The organism is Monashia sp. NPDC004114 (assembly GCF_053603855.1).
In genome coordinates this window covers 197,043-213,229 of sequence record NZ_JBSGGK010000010.1, presented here as the reverse complement: position 1 = coordinate 213,229, position 16,187 = coordinate 197,043, and the positions used below count along the sequence as shown (strand labels likewise).

The window sequence follows — 16,187 nt, the reverse complement described above, 5'->3', positions numbered from 1 at the left end:
TTTGTCAGACTCCCCTACCCCTCTCAACACCCTTCTTTTTTTAAACCTTTTATTTTTATAACCGTCATGGGTTACGACTGCTCGGTGTGTTGCGGCGTGGATCGGGGTGCCTGGGCGCGGGCTGGATGCGGACGTGCGAACGGGGTGGTCGGGACCCCTCAAAGCCCCGGCCACCCCGTCCACCGTGGAGGACCTCAGGCGGTCCGGTGCAACCGCGTGAGGACGAACTCGCGGTGTCCGAGGACCTCGGCTGCCGCGACCCGCCCGGACGCGCAGTCGACGACGATCTCCTCGACCAGGTCGGCCGACTCGTCCAGCGTCATGTCCGCCGTGATGACCGCGGAGATGTCGAGGTCGATGTGCTCGGACATGGACTGCGCCGTGTGCGGGTTCGCGGTGAGCTTGAGCACCGGGACGATCGGGTTGCCGATGATGTTGCCCTGACCCGTGGTGAACAGGTGCAGCGCAGCCCCGCCGGCGGCGAAGAGCGTGATCGACTCCGCGGCCGCGCTGGAGGTGTCCATGAAGTGCAGGCCCGGACCCTTCGGGGCCTCTGCCATCTCCAGCACCTCGCTCACGTGGGCCCGCCCGATCTTCTGGATGTTGCCCAGCGCCTTCTCCTCGATCGTGCTCAGGCCGCCGGCGATGTTGCCCTCGGTCGGCTGGGAGCCGAGCAGGTCGGCCTCCTGAGCGAGGATGACCTGCTGGTGCTCGTCGAAGAGCCGCTCGAACTTCGCGCGCTGCACCGGGTCGTCGATGCGGTTCGCGACGATGTCCTCGCCGCCGGTGAGCTCGGAGGTCTCACCGAAGAAGAACGTGCCGCCGGCGGCCGTGAACCGCTCGGCGAACCGGCCGATCGTCGGGTTCGACCCCAGCCCGGAGGTGGTGTCGGACTCGCCGCACTTGGTGCTGATCAGCATCTCGGTGAGGCTGACCGGCTCACGCTGCAGGCTTGTCGCGTCCTGGACCAGGGCGATCGCCGCGCGGCTCGCCCGCTCGATCGTCTTGAGGTCACCGTTGCCCTCGATCGACAGCGCGACCACCGGCTTGCCGCTCTTGGCGATGCCGTCCGCCACGCGCTGCGTCCAGTTCGGCTCGATGCCGATGACGATCGCAGCAGCGACGTTGGGGTTGCAGCCGGTGCCGATGAGCGTCCGGAAGTGCAGCTCCAGGTCAGGGCCGAACTGCAGCCGGCCGTATGGGTGCGGCAGCGCGAGCACCCCGTTGACGACCTTGGCGACCGCCTCCGCGGCGGCGTTGGAGATGTCGTCGACCGGCAGCACGATGACGTGGTTGCGGCAGCCGACCGAGCCGTCAGGGCGACGGTAGCCGTAGAAAGTCCGGTCGCCGATCATTGCCAGCGCTCTCCCTTCAGGTTGTGCACGTGGACGAGCTGACCGGTCACAGTGGCCTGGGTGGCCCGGCCGATCGGCACGCCGTACTCGATGATGCGGTCGCCCTCGGCGATGTCCGCCAGAGCGATCTTGTGGCCCAGCGGGACGCGCTCGGTCACGATGAGCTGCACGCGCGCGTCGTCGTCCTGGTAACGACCGGACGCGTCGGTGCCGGGCTCGATGTCCGTCACTGCGACGCCGACCGAGTCCCCTGACTGGTGTACGAGAAAGTGTTGGGCCATCCATCACTCCTAAGTGGTAAGACCTCTGACGAGTCGTCATGCTAGATATGCCGTCTCGCGACTGTCAAGAGGAACGACCTCTTGCCACTGGCCGCGCCCATCTGCATAGTAGTCGGAGGTCTTACCACTACCACTGCATCCACCTTCATCAGGTTCACCATCTCAAGGAGGAGAAACGTGACCATCCCAACGTCACCCGCGCCGGGCCGGCGCTCGGTCCTACGAGCCGGGGCGCTCGGAGTCCTGTCCGCCGCTGTCCTGGCGCACCGGCCGGCGACCGCGTCCGCCGCCACCGCCGGGACCTCGGAGACCCCGGTTGCGACGACTCGCGGGGCGTCGGCGGTGACCGAGTCGCTCTGCGGCGGTTGGCGCTTCGGCCGCGCCCGCGCCGGGGGTCTGAGCCAGTCGTTCGACGACGGGACGCTCGCCCTGGTCACCCTCCCCCACACCGTCACCGCCCTGTCGTGGCGCAACTGGGACCCGAGGTCATGGTCCGGCTCGTGGCTCTACCGCCGGACCTTCGACCTGCCCCAGCAGCTCCAGGGCTTGCGCGTCTTCGCCGACTTCGAGGGCGTCATGACCCAGGCGACGCCGGTGTTCAACGGGCAGTCGCTGCCCACCCATACCGGTGGCTACCTCCCCTTCTCCCTCGAGCTGACGGACTACCTCAGGCCCACCGGGAACGTCCTCGCGCTCGAGGTCGACAGCACGTTCAGCGTCAACGTGCCCCCGAACCGCGGTGGCTCGGACGACCCGACGACCGTCGACTTCTGGCAACCAGGAGGCATCTACCGCCCGGTCCGCCTCCGGGGCGTCCCGACCGTCTTCATCGCCGACGTCTTCGCGAAGCCCGTCGACGTCCTCGGCACGGGCCGCCGCATCGAGGTGGAGGTCACCGTCGATGCCGGCGTGGTGCCGACCGCCGGCGCCTCGGTCGAGGTCGAGGTCGTTCAGGACGGCACGACCGTCGCCCGGGCGACCGGCGTGCTGGCGATCTCGGCGACCGGCCGCGTGACGACGACCGTGACTGTGGGCGACCTCCAGGCGCTGCGCCTCTGGTCCGTCGACGAGCCGAACCTGTGCCGGGTCGTCACGACCCTGAAGATCGACGATCAGCCGGTGCACGACCACCTGACCGTGGTCGGGCTGCGCGAGGCACGCTTCGAGACGGACGGTCTCTACCTCAACGGCAAGCGCCTGCAGGTCTTCGGCCTCAACCGGCACCAGGTGTTCCCGTTCGCGGGTGGCGCGCTCTCTGCTCGCGTCCAGCGCAAGGATGCGCAGATCCTGCGACAGGTCCTCAACTGCAATATGGTCCGCTGCTCGCACTACCCGCAGTCGCAGGACTTCTACGACGCCTGCGACGAGCTGGGTCTGCTCGTCTTCCTCGAGTCGCCGGGCTGGGGGCAGTACATCGGAGACGACGATTGGAAGCAGCGCGTCCGCGAGAACGTCCACGACATGGTCGTCGCCAACCGGAACCACCCCTCGGTCGTGCTGTGGGGCGCACGGCTCAACGAGGCCGGGTCCACGGCGGCCGGGATCACGCTCTTCACCGAGACCCGCGAGATCGTCCGTGGGCTCGATGACTCACGTCAGACGACCGGCGCCATGCTCGGCGGTGGGAAGAACCTCGCGGCCTTCGAGCAGGACGTCTTCGCCATCAACGAGTACGCCCGGACCAGCTCCGGCGAGGCCAACCTCACTGCCCCGCGCAACGTCGACGCCAAGCCCTACCTGGTCTCCGAGTGCGTCGGTGCCCTCAGCGGGCCCGCCTCGACGTACCGCCGCATCGACCCGGTCGCCGACCAGCAGGGGCAGGCGTACGCACACGCCCGGGTCCACCATGTCGGTGGGTCGTCGACCCGGTATGCCGGCGTGATCCCCTGGGCGGCCTTCGACTACCCGTCGGGGTCGGGTCGCCAGGTCGACGGCATCAAGCACGTGGGCGTCGTCGACCTGTTCCGCGAGCCGAAGCTGGGCGCCGCGATCTACCGGGCCCAGCTCGACCCGTCGAGGCACGTCGTGATCGAGCCGGCGTTCTACTGGGACTTCGGCCCCGGCTCGACCAACAACGGCCCCGGCAGCTCGGCCATGATCTGCTCCAACGCAGAGCGACTCGAGGTCTATGTCGCTGACGAGCATCGGGCCACGGTGGTTCCCGACCGTGCGCGCTTCGGCAACCTGCGCTTCCCGCCGTCCTTCGTCGACCTCTCCGGCATCGACGGCACGGACCGGCCCGAGCTCAGGATCGACGCCTACATCGGCGACGCCCTGGTCGCGTCGCGACGTCTTTCGTCGCAGGAGTCTGGCGACCGCCTCGAGGTGGTCGCGGATGACGACGAGATCGCCGCGGACGGTTCGGACGCGACGCGTGTCGTGTTCCGTGTCGTCGACCGGTACGGCGCGCCGCGGCCCTACGTCGGCGGCGAGGTGACGATCGACGTACAGGGTCCCGGCCGGCTGGTCGGGGACCGCACCTTCGACCTGGCCGCCGCCGGTGGCGTCGGGGCCGTCTGGCTGCGGACCCGGCCCAACGAGCCCGGACGCATCACCGTGACAGTCAGCCACCCGGCATACGGCTCGGTGTCGACAGCCCTCACCGGGCACGACGTCGCGCCCGGCGCACAGCCCATCGGCGAGACGGACCTACGCGTCTCGGCGGCACCATACATGGCAGCACCCGGGCAGCGCGTCGTCGTGTCCGCGCGGCTGACCAACTCGACCGAGGCCGCGATCCGGAACGTCCAGCTGCAGCTGCCTGCCGATGCGAGCTGGTCTCCGACGCCGATCACGCCGGTGACCGCGACGGTCGTGCAGCCCGGCGCCTTCTTCGACGCACAGTGGGAGCTCATCGTCGACGGGTCCGTCAAGCCCGGCACGCACTCGTTCCTCGCGACCGCGGTGTACGAGAGCCGGGCGATCCGTGCGGGTGCCGAGGCCGAGGTCTCCGTCGCCGTGCCGACGACGCTCGCCGCCTCCCGCAACAACGTCAGCATCACCGACGACGCAGACTGGACCACCGGGGACCTCGACGGCGTCGGGAACACGTTCTCCCTGCAAGCGCTCAGCGCCGCGGGGGTCGTGCCCGGCTCGCCGATCCCCGCGCCGGCCGACCGGGTGCCGCTGGTCTGGCCGGTGTCCGGGATCGGGGTGCCCGACAACGTGCTCGCCAACGGCCAGACCATCGCGGTGTCGGGGACCGGCACGCGCGTGGCCATCCTTGGCGCCACCAGCCGCGGCCCGCTCACCAAGGGCGGTGTCGTCCACTACGAGGACGGCACGACCGCCGTCTACCGTCTCACCGTCGACGACTACTTCAACCCGCCGTCGGCCAACCTGCAGGCGATCAAGATGCCGTACATGAACGCCAACAACAACAAGGCGGACAACGGCATCGGCGGTCGCCGGACGCGGAACACGTATCTGTTCTACGCCGAGATCCCGGTGCGCCCGGACGTCCGTGTGGTCGGCGTGACCCTGCCGGCCGTGGGCGACTCGGTCGTCGGCGGAGTGCCGGCCATGCACATCATCGACGTCGCCGTCGGCTGACCGGACCCCGCGTGGCGGCGGGCAGCACGCACCCGCCGCCACGCGGACACCGGCGAGCAGCCGGGCGCAGCCTCGCCCTAGCGCGTCGAGGGCCGGTCGCCGGCGGTCATTGCGCGCGCGGCCAGGCGGACGAGCGTCTCGCCGGATCCGGCCAGCGGCACGCCGATCGGCCACACCGCACGCAGCCGGCGTCCGAGGTCGAGACCCTCTAGCGGCACCCTCACAAGGACGCCGGTCGCCAGCTCCGACTCCACCGCCAGGGCGCTGAGCACGGCCGGGGCCGACCCGGTGGCGGCGGCCGACTTCACGGCGGCGGTGCTCGCCAGCTCCAGGTGGGTGTCGGGGAACGGCACGCCGGCGTCGTGCAGCGCCCGTGCCAGGGTCTGCCGGGTGCCGGAGCCGCTCTCGCGCATGACGAGGTCGCCCGCAGCCAGCTCGCCCGGAAGCACCGGCCTGCGACGGGTCGCCCACGGGTGCGTCGGGCCGACCACGACGACGAGCTCGTCGCGCGCCACCACCCGTGACGACACGGTCCGCGGCACGCTCGGCGACTCGACGAAACCCAGGGTGACGTCGCCGTGCGTCACCTGCTCGAGAACCTGGTCGGAGTTCGCCACCGCCAGGCTCACGCGCACCTCCGGCTGGACCTCCCGCAGCCGCGACAACCACACCGGCGCCAGATACTCGGCGATCGTCAGGCTCGCCGCGACATGCAGGCTCGCATTCTGCTGCGACGCAAGGCTTCTCGCGCCCGTGATGACACGGTCGACGGCCGCGACCGCCTCTCGCGCCCACTCGACGACCAGCACGCCCTCCGCTGTCAGGCTGGAACCGCTCGGGCCGCGGTGAACGAGAGGCACGGACAGCTGACGCTCGAGGCGCGTGAGCGACCGGCTGACGTTCGGCTGGGCCATCCCCACGGCCCGGGCGGCTGCGCTCAGCGACCCCGTCTCGGCGACTCGGACGAGCAGCTCGAGCGCTCGAAGGTCGGGTCGCGATGGAGGCACCGTTGAACGCTAGCGCCAGCGACCGGGCTATATCAACAGCGCATGGGGTCCTGCCGAATTGGCGTCTACTCCGCTGCTCGCTGCTCCAGCACAGTGGCCATCGTGGCCCAATCCGTCGCTGTCCCAGCCAAGCTCCACCACCCGCCGGTGCGCGGTGGCATCGTCCCAGGTGTCGCGCTGGCCGCGGCCGGAGGCGTGGCCGGTCTCGTCGTCCATGCGGAGCTCCCGCTGGTCAGCAGCGTCCTGGTCGCTATCGTCCTCGGCATCGCGCTCGGGTCGACGACCCGCCGCGCGCCTCGCCTGGCGCCCGGTCTCGCCTTCGCGGCCCGCCGGATCCTGCGCCTCGGCGTCGCCCTGCTGGGCTTCCAGCTCGTCGTGGGCCAGGTGCTCGGTCTCGGCTGGGGCACCGTGCTGTGCGTCGTGCTCGTCGTCGGTGGAGGGATCACCGGCACCATGCTGATCGGCGCCGCGCTCGGCGTCCCCGCGGCCAGGCGGGTGCTGATCGCGTGCGGCTTCTCCATCTGTGGTGCGGCCGCCGTGGCTGCCGCAGAGGGCGTGGTCGACGCCGAGGAGGAGGACGTCGCGAGCGCGCTAGGCCTGGTCGTCGCCTTCGGGACGGTTGCCATGCTCGCTCTGCCTGCCGCGGCAACACTGCTCGGACTCGGACCACGCGACGCGGGTGCGTGGATCGGCGGGAGTGTCCACGAGGTGGGTCAGGTGGTCGTCGCCGGCGGGATCATCGGCGGAGCGGCCCTCCAGGTTGCCGTCCTGGTGAAGCTGACCCGTGTGCTCATGCTCGGTCCGGTCCTCGTCGCCCTCTCGCTCCGGGCCCGCCGGTCCCAGGTCGAGACGACACGGGCCGCGCGTCCGCCGATCGTGCCCTTCTTCGTCGTCGCGTTCGCCGTCTTCGTCGTCATGAGCAGCGTCCTGCCGGTGCCCGAAGCGGTGCGCTCGGGAGTCGCCCACGTGCAGGAGTTCGCCCTGGCCACAGCGATGTTCGCGCTCGGCTGCGGAGTCGACATCCGTGCGCTGCGGCGCCTGGGGGGCGCTGACCTGCTGCTGGGGCTCCTGTCGTCGGTGCTCGTCGCGGGCCTCGCGCTCACGCTCGTCCTCGCGGCCTGAGCGCCCAACCAGAGGGTCTGCCACTGGCCTGGCACACACACTGTGGGGATGTATGCCGCCCCACCCCTCCGGCATACGCGCCCCCTCCCCAGTCGAGTGGTCACTTTGATACACAATCCCGCCCCCGAGCTGTGGGTGTCGAAGTGGCCACTCGACGGCGCTGGCGTGTCGAAGTGGCCACTCGACTCGTGTCCTTCGGTCGAGTGGCCACCTCGACACAACCCCGCCGGCCCCGGCTCGGGCCGTGTGTCGCAGTGGCCACTCGACCAGGGGAAGCGGCGAAGAGGGTCGGGGGTGGGGGTCAGGGGACGGGCTCAGAGACGGGCTCAAAGACGGACTCAGAGACCGGCTCAGGGATCGGCTCAGGGGACGGGCGCGAGGCGAGGAGCTGATGCCGTCCGCACCCGGTGGACCGGACGGCCAACCGCCCCGGTCCCGGTCAGCGCGAACACGGATCCGGCCATCGGCTGGTCGCGCAGCCTGGCAGCTGTACCACTCCACCGTCCAGTGGTGATGAACAGCGTGTCGAGACCTGGGCCGCCGAACGCCAGGCTCGTCACCGCCGGCGCGGGGACGTCGAGCTCGAGGCGCAGCTCGCCCGAGGGTGCGTGGCAGCGGACGGCGCCACCGCGCGCCATGGCGACCCAGAGGTCGCCGTTGGCGTCGACGCACAGCCCGTCGGGTCGTCCGTTCGCCGACGAGAGGTCGACGACGGTACGACGAGCGCGGATCGTCCCGCTGCCGAGCGTGAAGTCGAACGCCTCGACCCGCTCGAGCACCGTGTCGATGTAGTACATCGTCGACCCGTCGGGACTCCAGTCGATGCCGTTGGAGATGGTGACGCCGACGAGCCGTTCCGCGACAGTCGGGAACGGCCCGCCCAGGTCGACGAGGTAGAGCGCGGCCGAGCCGGGGCTGGCGTCTGCGGCGAGCGTCCCGATCCAGAACCGCCCCGCCGCGTCGACGGCACCGTCGTTCATCCGAGCCCCCATGCCGACCTGGGCCACCTCGGTGGGCGTGCCGCCCAGGTCGGCGAGCTCGAGGCAGGACATGCCCGCGGCGAGCACGACCCCTCCCGCCTCGCGTAGTGCGACGGCACCGACGGGGTCACGGAACCGGCGCGTCTCGCGCGCCCCGGACCGGCTCGACCAGCGGTGCACCTTCTTGCCGTGGATGTCGACCCACCACAGCGTGTCCGAGCGGTCGTCCCAGACGGGAGACTCGCCGAGCTCGTCACGGCCGGGGACGACGACATCGAGCCGCAGGCTCACGGCCGCGCCCCGCCCACTCCCAGCTCGGCGAGGCGGCCTCGCACGTCCGAGATCTCGCCGGTGCCGAGCCCGATGGCGGGCGGCACGAGCCCGGGCCCACAGACGCCGACCGCGTGAAGGGCGGCCTTCCACCCGGCCGGGGGGCTGCCCCGGCGGCAGGCGTAGACCACGGCGGTGAGCCGGTCCTGGACGCCGAGCGCCCCGGCCAGGTCGGTCTCGACGCTGTCGACAATGACCCGGCTGAGCTCCGGCACGAGGTTGACGCTGGCCGCGATGCAGCCGTCGGCGCCCGCGAGCAGGCTCGCCACGAGCAGCGTGTCGGTCCCCGTGAAGACCCGGAACGAGTCGTCGAGCCCCGCACGCCGCCGTGCCTCCAGCACCCGCCCGAGGTACTCGAGGTCGCGGCTGCTGTCCTTGATCCCCACGATGTTCGGGTGCGTCATCAGCTCGGCGACGACCCGGTCGCCCAGCGCCGACCGCGCGAACATCGGGATGTTGTAGAGCACGACCGGCACCGGTGAGCGGTCGGCGATCGAGCCGTATGCCGCCACGAGCTCGCTGTCCGTGGATGGGAAGTACGACGGTGGGGCGACCAGTGCGCCGTGGACTCCTATGTCTCCCAAGGCCTCCAGCTCTGCGTAGGCGTCCTGCAGGGCGTTCCACGAGATCCCGGCGACCACCGTCGCGGGGCTCGCGGCCACGACACTGCGGGTGACCTCGAGGCGCTGCTGGAGAGTGAGCCGGGGGCCTTCGCCGGTCGAGCCGCAGGGCGAGATGCCGTCGACGCCCCCGGCGACCACGCGTTCGACGAGCCGCTCGAGACCGTCGCGGTCCAGCGTGCCGTCGTCGGTCACGGGGGTGGCCAGAGCGGCATACGTCCCTCGGGGCAGGGTCACCATTCGGCCACCCTCCCGTCCGCGTGGCGCCAGTCGGGGTCCTCGAGCCGGAACGGCGGCGACTTCTCGACGGCGGGCTCGTCGATGTCGATGCCGAGGCCGGACCCGGTAAGGCGCGGCAGGTAGCCCCCCTCGGGCCGGAGCAGCGTCGGGTCGAGGAGGTAGTCGTGCATCTCGGCGGTCGGGAGGCCGGCATACCCGGCGTTGTAGTGCAGGCCGAGGCTCTGTTCCTGGACGATGACGTTCTCGAGGGCATAGCCCGCCTGGAGCGATGCGGCAAGCGAGATCGGGCCGTTCGGGCAGTGCGGCGCGACGCCGACACCGTAGGCCTCGGCGAGGTGCGCGATCTTCGCCAGCTCGTAGATGCCCGTCAGGCTGACGTCCGGCTGGACGACATCGACGACGCCGTGGCGCAGCAGCCGGGCGAACTGGATCCGGTTGAGCAGCCGCTCCCCTGTCGCGATCGGCACGGTGTACCCGGCCGGGATGACCGACGGCAGCTGGTCCTCCAGCCCCGGCGGCAGGATCTCCTCGAGCCAGAACGGCCGCAGTGGCTCCAGCTCCTTGAGCAGGACCTTGGCCATCGCACGGCTGACCCGGCCGTGGAAGTCGAGCGCGATGTCCACGGACGTGCCGAGCTCGCCGCGGATCTGCGCGACCCGGTCGACCGCCGCCTCGACCTTGTCGAAGCTGTCGATGTGGTCGAGCTCGGCGGTCGCGTTCATCTTGACCATCGTGAACCCCTGCTCGACGCGTCGGCGCACGTCGGGGACGGGATCGCTGGGCCGGTCTCCGGCAACCCACGCGTAAAGGCGGGTCCGCTCGCGCACCGGCCCGCCGAGGAACTCGTGCACCGGCAGGCCGTAGCGGCGGCCCTTGATGTCCCACAGCGCGTGCTCGACCGCGGCGGCCGCGGTGGCCAGGACCGGCCCGTCACGGAAGAAGCCGCCCTGCCGCATCCGGGTTGCCAGCTCCTCGATGCGTCCCGGGTCGTGGCCGACGAGGTTGTCTGCGAGGTCGGCGACCGCGCCCACTACGGCCCGGGCGCGCTTGGGGACGATCGCCTCGCCCCAGCCCGTCAGCCCGGCGGCCGTGGTCACCCGGACGAAGATCCAGCGGGGTGCGACGAGGTGCGTGGTGACGCTCTCGATGCGGTCCGAAGCCATCGTGCTCGTGCTCGTGCTCGTGCCGCTCACCCCACGTCCTCCCGGATGGCCTTTCCGGTCGCGGTGTCGAAGAAGTGGATGCCCTGGTCGTCGAGCTCGAACGTCGCCCGCGTGCCGACCTCCATCCGGTTGCGGCGCGGCAGCCGTGTGGTCAGCCGCGCGTCGTCGCACCGGATGATGACGTGCTGCTCGGCGCCCAGCGGCTCGATCACGTCGACCACGCCGTCGATCCGTGACGCATCGGAGCCGTTCGCCTCACCGGTGAGCGTGTAGCTCTCCGGGCGGACGCCGACGACGACCTCCGGCCGGCCATCGAGCAGGCGAGCCACCTCAGGTGGGACCCGCACGTCCAGCCAGTCCGACTTGGCGCGCGCCACGTCGCCGTCCCAGTGCACGACGGCCGTCACGAAGCCCATCGGCGGCGTGCCGATGAAGCCCGCGACGAACTGGTTCGCCGGCTTGTCGTAGAGCCGCTCGGGAGTGTCGATCTGCTGGATCACGCCGTCGCTCATCACCGCGATCCGGTCGCCCATGGTCAGGGCCTCGACCTGGTCGTGGGTCACATAGACGGCCGTCGCGGTCACCGACCGGTGGATCCGCAGGATCTCCGCGCGCATCTGGGTGCGCAGGTGCGCATCGAGGTTCGACAGCGGCTCGTCGAGCAGGAACACCGACGGGTCGCGCACGATAGCGCGGCCCAGGGCGACCCGCTGGCGCTGCCCACCGGAGAGCTGGCGTGGCCGTCTCTCGAGCATGGCGCCGATGCCGAGCAGCTCGGCCGCGGCACGCACCTTGGCGTCGATCTCCGGCTTGGAGATCTTGCGCCGCTTCAGGCCGAACGCCATGTTCTGGTAGACGGACATGTGCGGGTAGAGCCCGTAGTTCTGGAAGACCATCGCGATGTCGCGGTCGCCGACGTCCACCCCGTTGACCAGGCGGTCGTCGAAGTAGATGTCACCGGCCGTGGCCGTCTCCAGCCCGGAGATGATGCGCAGCAGCGTCGTCTTGCCGGACCCGGACGGGCCGACGAGGACGAGGAACTCGTGGTCCTCGATCTTCAGGTCGCACGACTTGAGAATGGGCTCGCCGCCGAAGTCCTTCTGGACGCCGACGAGGGTGATGCTGGCCACTAGGCGGATCCTTCCACGCGGGTTGGGGTGGGGTCGGCGGTGAGGCCGTCGGGTCGCCGGCTCATGCGCCGCCCCCCGTCGACGTGGAGCGCCGCCCCGGTGATGAACGAGGCGCCGTCGGACGCCAGGAAGAGCACGGCCTCGGCCACCTCGCTGGGCAAGCCCATGCGCCGAAGGAGGCTGGCGACGGGAGCGCTCGCCGGAGCGCCGGGCTGGGCGGTGCCGCCGCTCGTGTTGCCGACCGTTTCGCCGAACGTGTTGCGGTCGCGTTCGAGCTGCATCCCGGGTGACTCGATGCAGCCGGGCACGACGGAGTTGACCCGTATGCCGCGTGGCGCGAGCTCGACCGCCAGCGCCCGGGTCAGTGCCGAGACGCCACCCTTGCTCGCGATGTAGGAGATGTGTCCCTCCAGGGGCAGGTACTCCTGGATCGCCGAGACGTTGACGATGGTGGCGCCCGGGCGCATGACCGCAGCGGCGTCCTGGCTAAGGAATGCCGCCGCCTTGAGGTTCGTGGTCAGCACGCGGTCCCAGTCGTCCTCGGTGAGGTCACCGACGCCGAGCCGGTCGCCGACCGTCGCGGCGTTGTTGACGAGCACGTCGAGGCTTCCGTGCGCAGCAACGGTCCGCGCCACGACCTGGCCTCGCGCTGCGGCGTCGGCGAGGTCGACGCCGACCGTGTCGCAGACGCCGCCCGCGAGGGCGATCTCGTCAGCGGTTCGGGCGAGCGCGACCTCGTCGCGGTCGGCGATCGTGACGTGCGCGCCCTCGCGAGCGAAGCGGCGGGCGATCGCGGCCCCGATCCCGGCGGCGCCGCCGGTGACGAGCACGCTACGGCCGGCCAGGCCCGTGTCGATGGCCATCACGTGCCCCCGAGTGCGCCGGCGGTCATGCCGCGGACCATGTACCGCTGCACCGCGAAGAAGGCGATGACGAGCGGCAGGCTCGTGACCGTTGTCGCGGCCATCATCCCGCCCCAGTCGAACTGGAACTGTCCGTTGAAGGTCTGCATCAGGCCGGGCGGCAGCGTGAGCTTCTCCGTGTCGGTCATCAGGGTCAGCGGGTAGAGCAGGTTGTTCCACGAGTTGATGAAGATGATGACTGCGGTCGTGGCCAGGCCCGGCACCGTCAGCGGCAGCACGACCCGGAACAGGATCGCGATACGCGAGTAGCCGTCGACCCGAGCCGCCTCCTCGATCTCGATCGGGACCCCGTCGATGAAGCCCTTCATCATCCAGGCGCCGAACGGCAGGGCGAAGGTCGTGTAGCCGAGGATCAGGCCGAAGTAGGTGTTGAGCAGCCCGAGCTTGAGCATGAGCAGGTAGAGCGGACCGATGATAACGACGAAGGGCAGCATCTGGATCGCGAGCACCGACATGCTCAGCGTGCTGCGCAGCCGGTAGGCGCCTCGCGAGAAGCTGTAGCCCGCGAGAGCGCAGATCAGCGTGCCTCCGACCGCAGTCAGCAGCGACGTGACGACGCTGTTCGCGAAGAACGAGGTGAACGGCATACTGCCCGTGACGAGCCCCTGGTAGTTCTGCGTCGTCGGGTCGTGCGGGAAGAGGGTCGGCTGGAGCGCGGTCACCTCGGTCTGGGTCTTGAACGAGGCCGCGACCATCCAGTAGATCGGCCCGAGCACCATCCCCAGTCCGAGGGCGATGAGCAGCCCCGGGACCGCGCCGCGGCCGAGGCGGCGCCAGGGGCGAGCGCCGATGGGGGTCGCCGCGGACCCGGGTGACCTCGGGGGCGTCCCGGACGGGCCGGCCGGTCGGGCGTTCGTGTCGCCGGGCGCTGGCGTGCTCGACGTGGTGCGGGCCGTGGCGCTCATCGGGCTCCCGCCTTTCTGCGCTTGAGGAACACCGCGGTCACCAGGAGCATGATGACGAGCCAGACGACGCCGATGGCCGACGCGTAGCCGACGTTGTAGCTGACGAAGACGAGCCGGTAGAGGTAGATGGTCAGGGTCGTCGTGCTGTAGCCGGGCCCGCCCTGGGTCATCGCCCAGATGAGCGGGAACTGGTTGACGTTCTGCACCGTCATGATCACCGCGGCGATGACGCCCGGCGCAGCGAGGTAGGGCAGCTTGATCCGCCAGATCAGCGTCCACGGGCCCGACTTGTCGATGCGTGCCGCCTCGATGACCTCGTTGGGGACGCTGCGCAGGGCGGCGGTGAAGACGAGCAGGAAGAACGGCGCGGTCTGCCAGATGTTGGCGATGATCGTGGCCGTCAGGGCGTAGTCGCCGGAGGTCAGCCACGGGATCGGCTGGTCGATGATGCCCGTGGTCATGAGGGCGTCGTTGATGATGCCGCCGCGGTCGAGGAAGAGGTACTGGAACAGGAAGGCCGCGACGATGACGGGGATCGCCCACGGCGTGAGAAGGGCGCCGCGGACGAAGCGCCACTTGCCGCCGAGGTTCTCGGTCGCGAGCGCCAGGGCCAGCCCGACGAGCCCGCCGCCGATGAGGGACGCCACCGCGAAGTAGACGGTGTTGCGCACGGCCTGCCAGAAGATCGGGTCCTTGACGATCTGGGCGTAGTTGTCGAGGCCGACCGGGCGCGACCCGGCGTCGCCCGTGATGAGGCTGTACTCGGAGAAGGAGAGCATCACCGCCCGGACCACGGGGTACGCGACGACGACGATGAGGATCACCACCGTCGGCACGACCAGCCAGTCGAGCCAGGGCGTCCGGCGAGGCTTCGGTGCGCCGGAGCGTTGCTGGCCTCGCTTTCGCTCGATTGCCACAGACACTGCTACTTCAACTCCCTTGTCGAGTTCGTGCTTCACGTGGGCTGGCCGTGGAAGCGGCCGGTGCCCAGGCAGGGGCTGTGCCTGGGCACCGACCGGGTCCGTGCGTCCGGACGCGCGCCGGGGACCTTACTTCAGCGCGGTCGAGAGACTGGTCTGGATCTGGTCCGCGATCGCATCCACGGAGCTCGTCGTCGTCATCATCTGCTGCACGCCGACCATGATGGGCTCGTAGGCCTTGGCGTACTTCGGGCCCCACGGCGGCCGGATGACCGTCGGCACGACCTGGTCACGGAACGCGACCAGCGCGGGGTCCGCGTCGACCTTCGCCTGCACCGAGGCCGGCGGCTTGTTCGTGGGCGGCAGGGCCCCCTTGTCGGCGACGACGTGGTCGAGAGCCGCCTCGTTGCGGGTCAGCCAGTCGACGAAGGTCCAGGCGGCCTCCTTGTTCTTGGCCGTCTTGGAGATCGCGAGCGCGTGGTCCTGCGGGACGGAGTACGACTGGCCGCCGGCTGCGGTCGGCAGGGTCGTGACGCCCCAGGTCGTGTTGAACGTCGACTTCGTGCCGGGCGCGGCGGCCTTCACGGTCGGCTCGAGGATCGGCTGGTCCCAGATGAAGGCCACCTTGTCCTGGGCCGCGAGCGGGCGGAAGTAGCCGATCTTCTGGTTGACCTCGGTGAGCTTCTCGGTGGCCAGGGTCCGCATGAAGCTGAGGTAGTTCTTCATCTCGGGCGTGGTGACGTTGGCGGCGCCGTCCTTGACCGGCTCGGCACCGAACGCCCGCATCCACGGCCAGCTGACGTCCAGGCCGAACACGCGGTTCGTGGAGTCGATGCCCAGCGGGATCACGTCCGGGATGCTCTTGAGCTTGCGTAGGGCCGCGAGCAGGTCGTCGATCGTCTTCGGCGGCGAGTTCGGGTCGAGGCCGGCCTTGGCGAGCAGCGTCTTGTTGTACCAGAAGCCCACGGGCTGCAGAGCCCACGGCACCGAGTACAGGTTGCCGTCGATCTTGCCCACATCGGCGACCGCGGGCGTCACGTCGCTGAGGTAGCTGCCCCCGGCCATGGTGTTGAGCGGCTCGAGCGCGCCCGCCGCCGCGAAGTTGGCGGTGTAGTTGCCGGACGTCTGGAGCACGTCGGGTGCCGAGCCGCTCTGGACCTGGAGCAGGACCTTCTGCTCGAAGTCGCTGAACGGGATCGGGGTGAGATTCACCTTGATGCTGGGGTGCTCCGACTCGAACTTCTTGACGAGCGCCAGTGTGGAGTCGCGCGTTGCGGCCTCTGCGGCGTCCCAGGACGCGAACGTCAGGGTTGCCTGGCCATCGGACGAGGCGGCGTCCGACGACGACGAGCATGCGGCAAGCGGGACGACGGCTGTCATGGCAACAGCCGCGGCAACGGCCGAGAAGGATCCTCGCCGACGGCGCAGGGACTGCGTCGTCCGGAGAGGGCCATCCACTGCGTGCCTGGTCATTCGGCCTCCAATGTGAGGATGGGTGGTGAGAAGGGTGGTGGTCTGACCTCTGGTCACCTTAGGTTGCCGCGTCGGGGCGGCCCTGTCAATGGTTTCCTCGACGATTCGCGAGGACCGTGGACCGGGAGCTCCGCGTGGCATACTGATCTATCACTGGCTAGAGGTCAGTCCACTTACGTCATTCCT

Annotated in this window: 13 protein-coding genes; 2 read left to right on the top strand and 11 right to left on the bottom strand. The window is 70.2% G+C overall.

Features of this window, described 5'->3' with window-relative positions; genetic code table 11:
* Positions 1 to 194 precede the first annotated feature (194 nt).
* Together ACWEOW_RS14855 and ACWEOW_RS14850 are read right to left on the bottom strand one after the other, a co-directional pair.
* Positions 195 to 1,355 carry a UxaA family hydrolase gene (locus ACWEOW_RS14855; RefSeq protein WP_452269982.1) on the bottom strand — a complete coding sequence of 387 codons (1,161 nt, stop codon included), beginning with the start codon at positions 1,353 to 1,355 and terminating at the stop codon, positions 195 to 197.
* The gene (locus ACWEOW_RS14850; protein ID WP_452269981.1) at positions 1,352 to 1,636 is read right to left on the bottom strand and encodes a UxaA family hydrolase; all 285 of its coding nucleotides are present in this window, start codon (positions 1,634 to 1,636) and stop codon (positions 1,352 to 1,354) included. Before ACWEOW_RS14850 ends, ACWEOW_RS14855 begins: the two co-directional genes overlap by 4 nt.
* Before the next feature lie 177 nt (positions 1,637 to 1,813).
* Between ACWEOW_RS14850 and ACWEOW_RS14845 the strand changes: the two genes are divergently transcribed.
* A complete protein-coding gene (locus ACWEOW_RS14845; protein WP_452269980.1) occupies positions 1,814 to 5,188 on the top strand; it encodes a glycoside hydrolase family 2 TIM barrel-domain containing protein in 3,375 nt (1,124 codons plus the stop codon).
* Between the two features lie 77 nt (positions 5,189 to 5,265).
* Here the strand turns inward: ACWEOW_RS14845 and ACWEOW_RS14840 are convergent, their stop codons facing one another.
* Positions 5,266 to 6,195, bottom strand: coding sequence for a LysR family transcriptional regulator (locus ACWEOW_RS14840; RefSeq protein ID WP_452269979.1), 930 nt, complete (start codon positions 6,193 to 6,195; stop codon positions 5,266 to 5,268).
* A 102-nt stretch (positions 6,196 to 6,297) separates the two neighbouring features.
* Here ACWEOW_RS14840 and ACWEOW_RS14835 point away from each other — a divergent pair, with 102 nt between their 5' ends.
* Positions 6,298 to 7,317 carry a YeiH family protein gene (locus ACWEOW_RS14835; protein WP_452269978.1) on the top strand — a complete coding sequence of 340 codons (1,020 nt, stop codon included), beginning with the start codon at positions 6,298 to 6,300 and terminating at the stop codon, positions 7,315 to 7,317.
* 362 nt (positions 7,318 to 7,679) lie between these two features.
* Here the strand turns inward: ACWEOW_RS14835 and ACWEOW_RS14830 are convergent, their stop codons facing one another.
* From ACWEOW_RS14830 to ACWEOW_RS14795, 8 genes are all read right to left on the bottom strand, one after another.
* A complete protein-coding gene (locus ACWEOW_RS14830) occupies positions 7,680 to 8,588 on the bottom strand; it encodes an SMP-30/gluconolactonase/LRE family protein (RefSeq protein ID WP_452269977.1) in 909 nt (302 codons plus the stop codon).
* Positions 8,585 to 9,487: a dihydrodipicolinate synthase family protein gene (locus ACWEOW_RS14825; protein ID WP_452269976.1), complete on the bottom strand. Its 903-nt coding sequence runs from the start codon at positions 9,485 to 9,487 to the stop codon at positions 8,585 to 8,587. The genes ACWEOW_RS14830 and ACWEOW_RS14825 overlap by 4 nt, the downstream gene beginning before the upstream one ends.
* Complete coding sequence (dgoD, locus tag ACWEOW_RS14820; protein WP_452269975.1) at positions 9,481 to 10,680, bottom strand: galactonate dehydratase; 1,200 nt, start codon at positions 10,678 to 10,680, stop codon at positions 9,481 to 9,483. Before dgoD ends, ACWEOW_RS14825 begins: the two co-directional genes overlap by 7 nt.
* On the bottom strand, positions 10,677 to 11,780 hold the full coding sequence (locus ACWEOW_RS14815; RefSeq protein ID WP_452269974.1) for an ABC transporter ATP-binding protein: 1,104 nt from the start codon (positions 11,778 to 11,780) through the stop codon (positions 10,677 to 10,679). Before ACWEOW_RS14815 ends, dgoD begins: the two co-directional genes overlap by 4 nt.
* Positions 11,780 to 12,643 carry an SDR family NAD(P)-dependent oxidoreductase gene (locus ACWEOW_RS14810; RefSeq protein ID WP_452269973.1) on the bottom strand — a complete coding sequence of 288 codons (864 nt, stop codon included), beginning with the start codon at positions 12,641 to 12,643 and terminating at the stop codon, positions 11,780 to 11,782. Before ACWEOW_RS14810 ends, ACWEOW_RS14815 begins: the two co-directional genes overlap by 1 nt.
* Positions 12,643 to 13,608 (bottom strand): carbohydrate ABC transporter permease, encoded by a 966-nt coding sequence (locus ACWEOW_RS14805; RefSeq protein WP_452269972.1) that lies wholly within the window; start codon positions 13,606 to 13,608, stop codon positions 12,643 to 12,645. The genes ACWEOW_RS14810 and ACWEOW_RS14805 overlap by 1 nt, the downstream gene beginning before the upstream one ends.
* Positions 13,605 to 14,525 carry a carbohydrate ABC transporter permease gene (locus ACWEOW_RS14800; protein WP_452269971.1) on the bottom strand — a complete coding sequence of 307 codons (921 nt, stop codon included), beginning with the start codon at positions 14,523 to 14,525 and terminating at the stop codon, positions 13,605 to 13,607. The genes ACWEOW_RS14805 and ACWEOW_RS14800 overlap by 4 nt, the downstream gene beginning before the upstream one ends.
* Before the next feature lie 132 nt (positions 14,526 to 14,657).
* On the bottom strand, positions 14,658 to 15,908 hold the full coding sequence (locus ACWEOW_RS14795; protein ID WP_452269970.1) for an ABC transporter substrate-binding protein: 1,251 nt from the start codon (positions 15,906 to 15,908) through the stop codon (positions 14,658 to 14,660).
* Between the last annotated feature and the right edge of the window lie 279 nt (positions 15,909 to 16,187).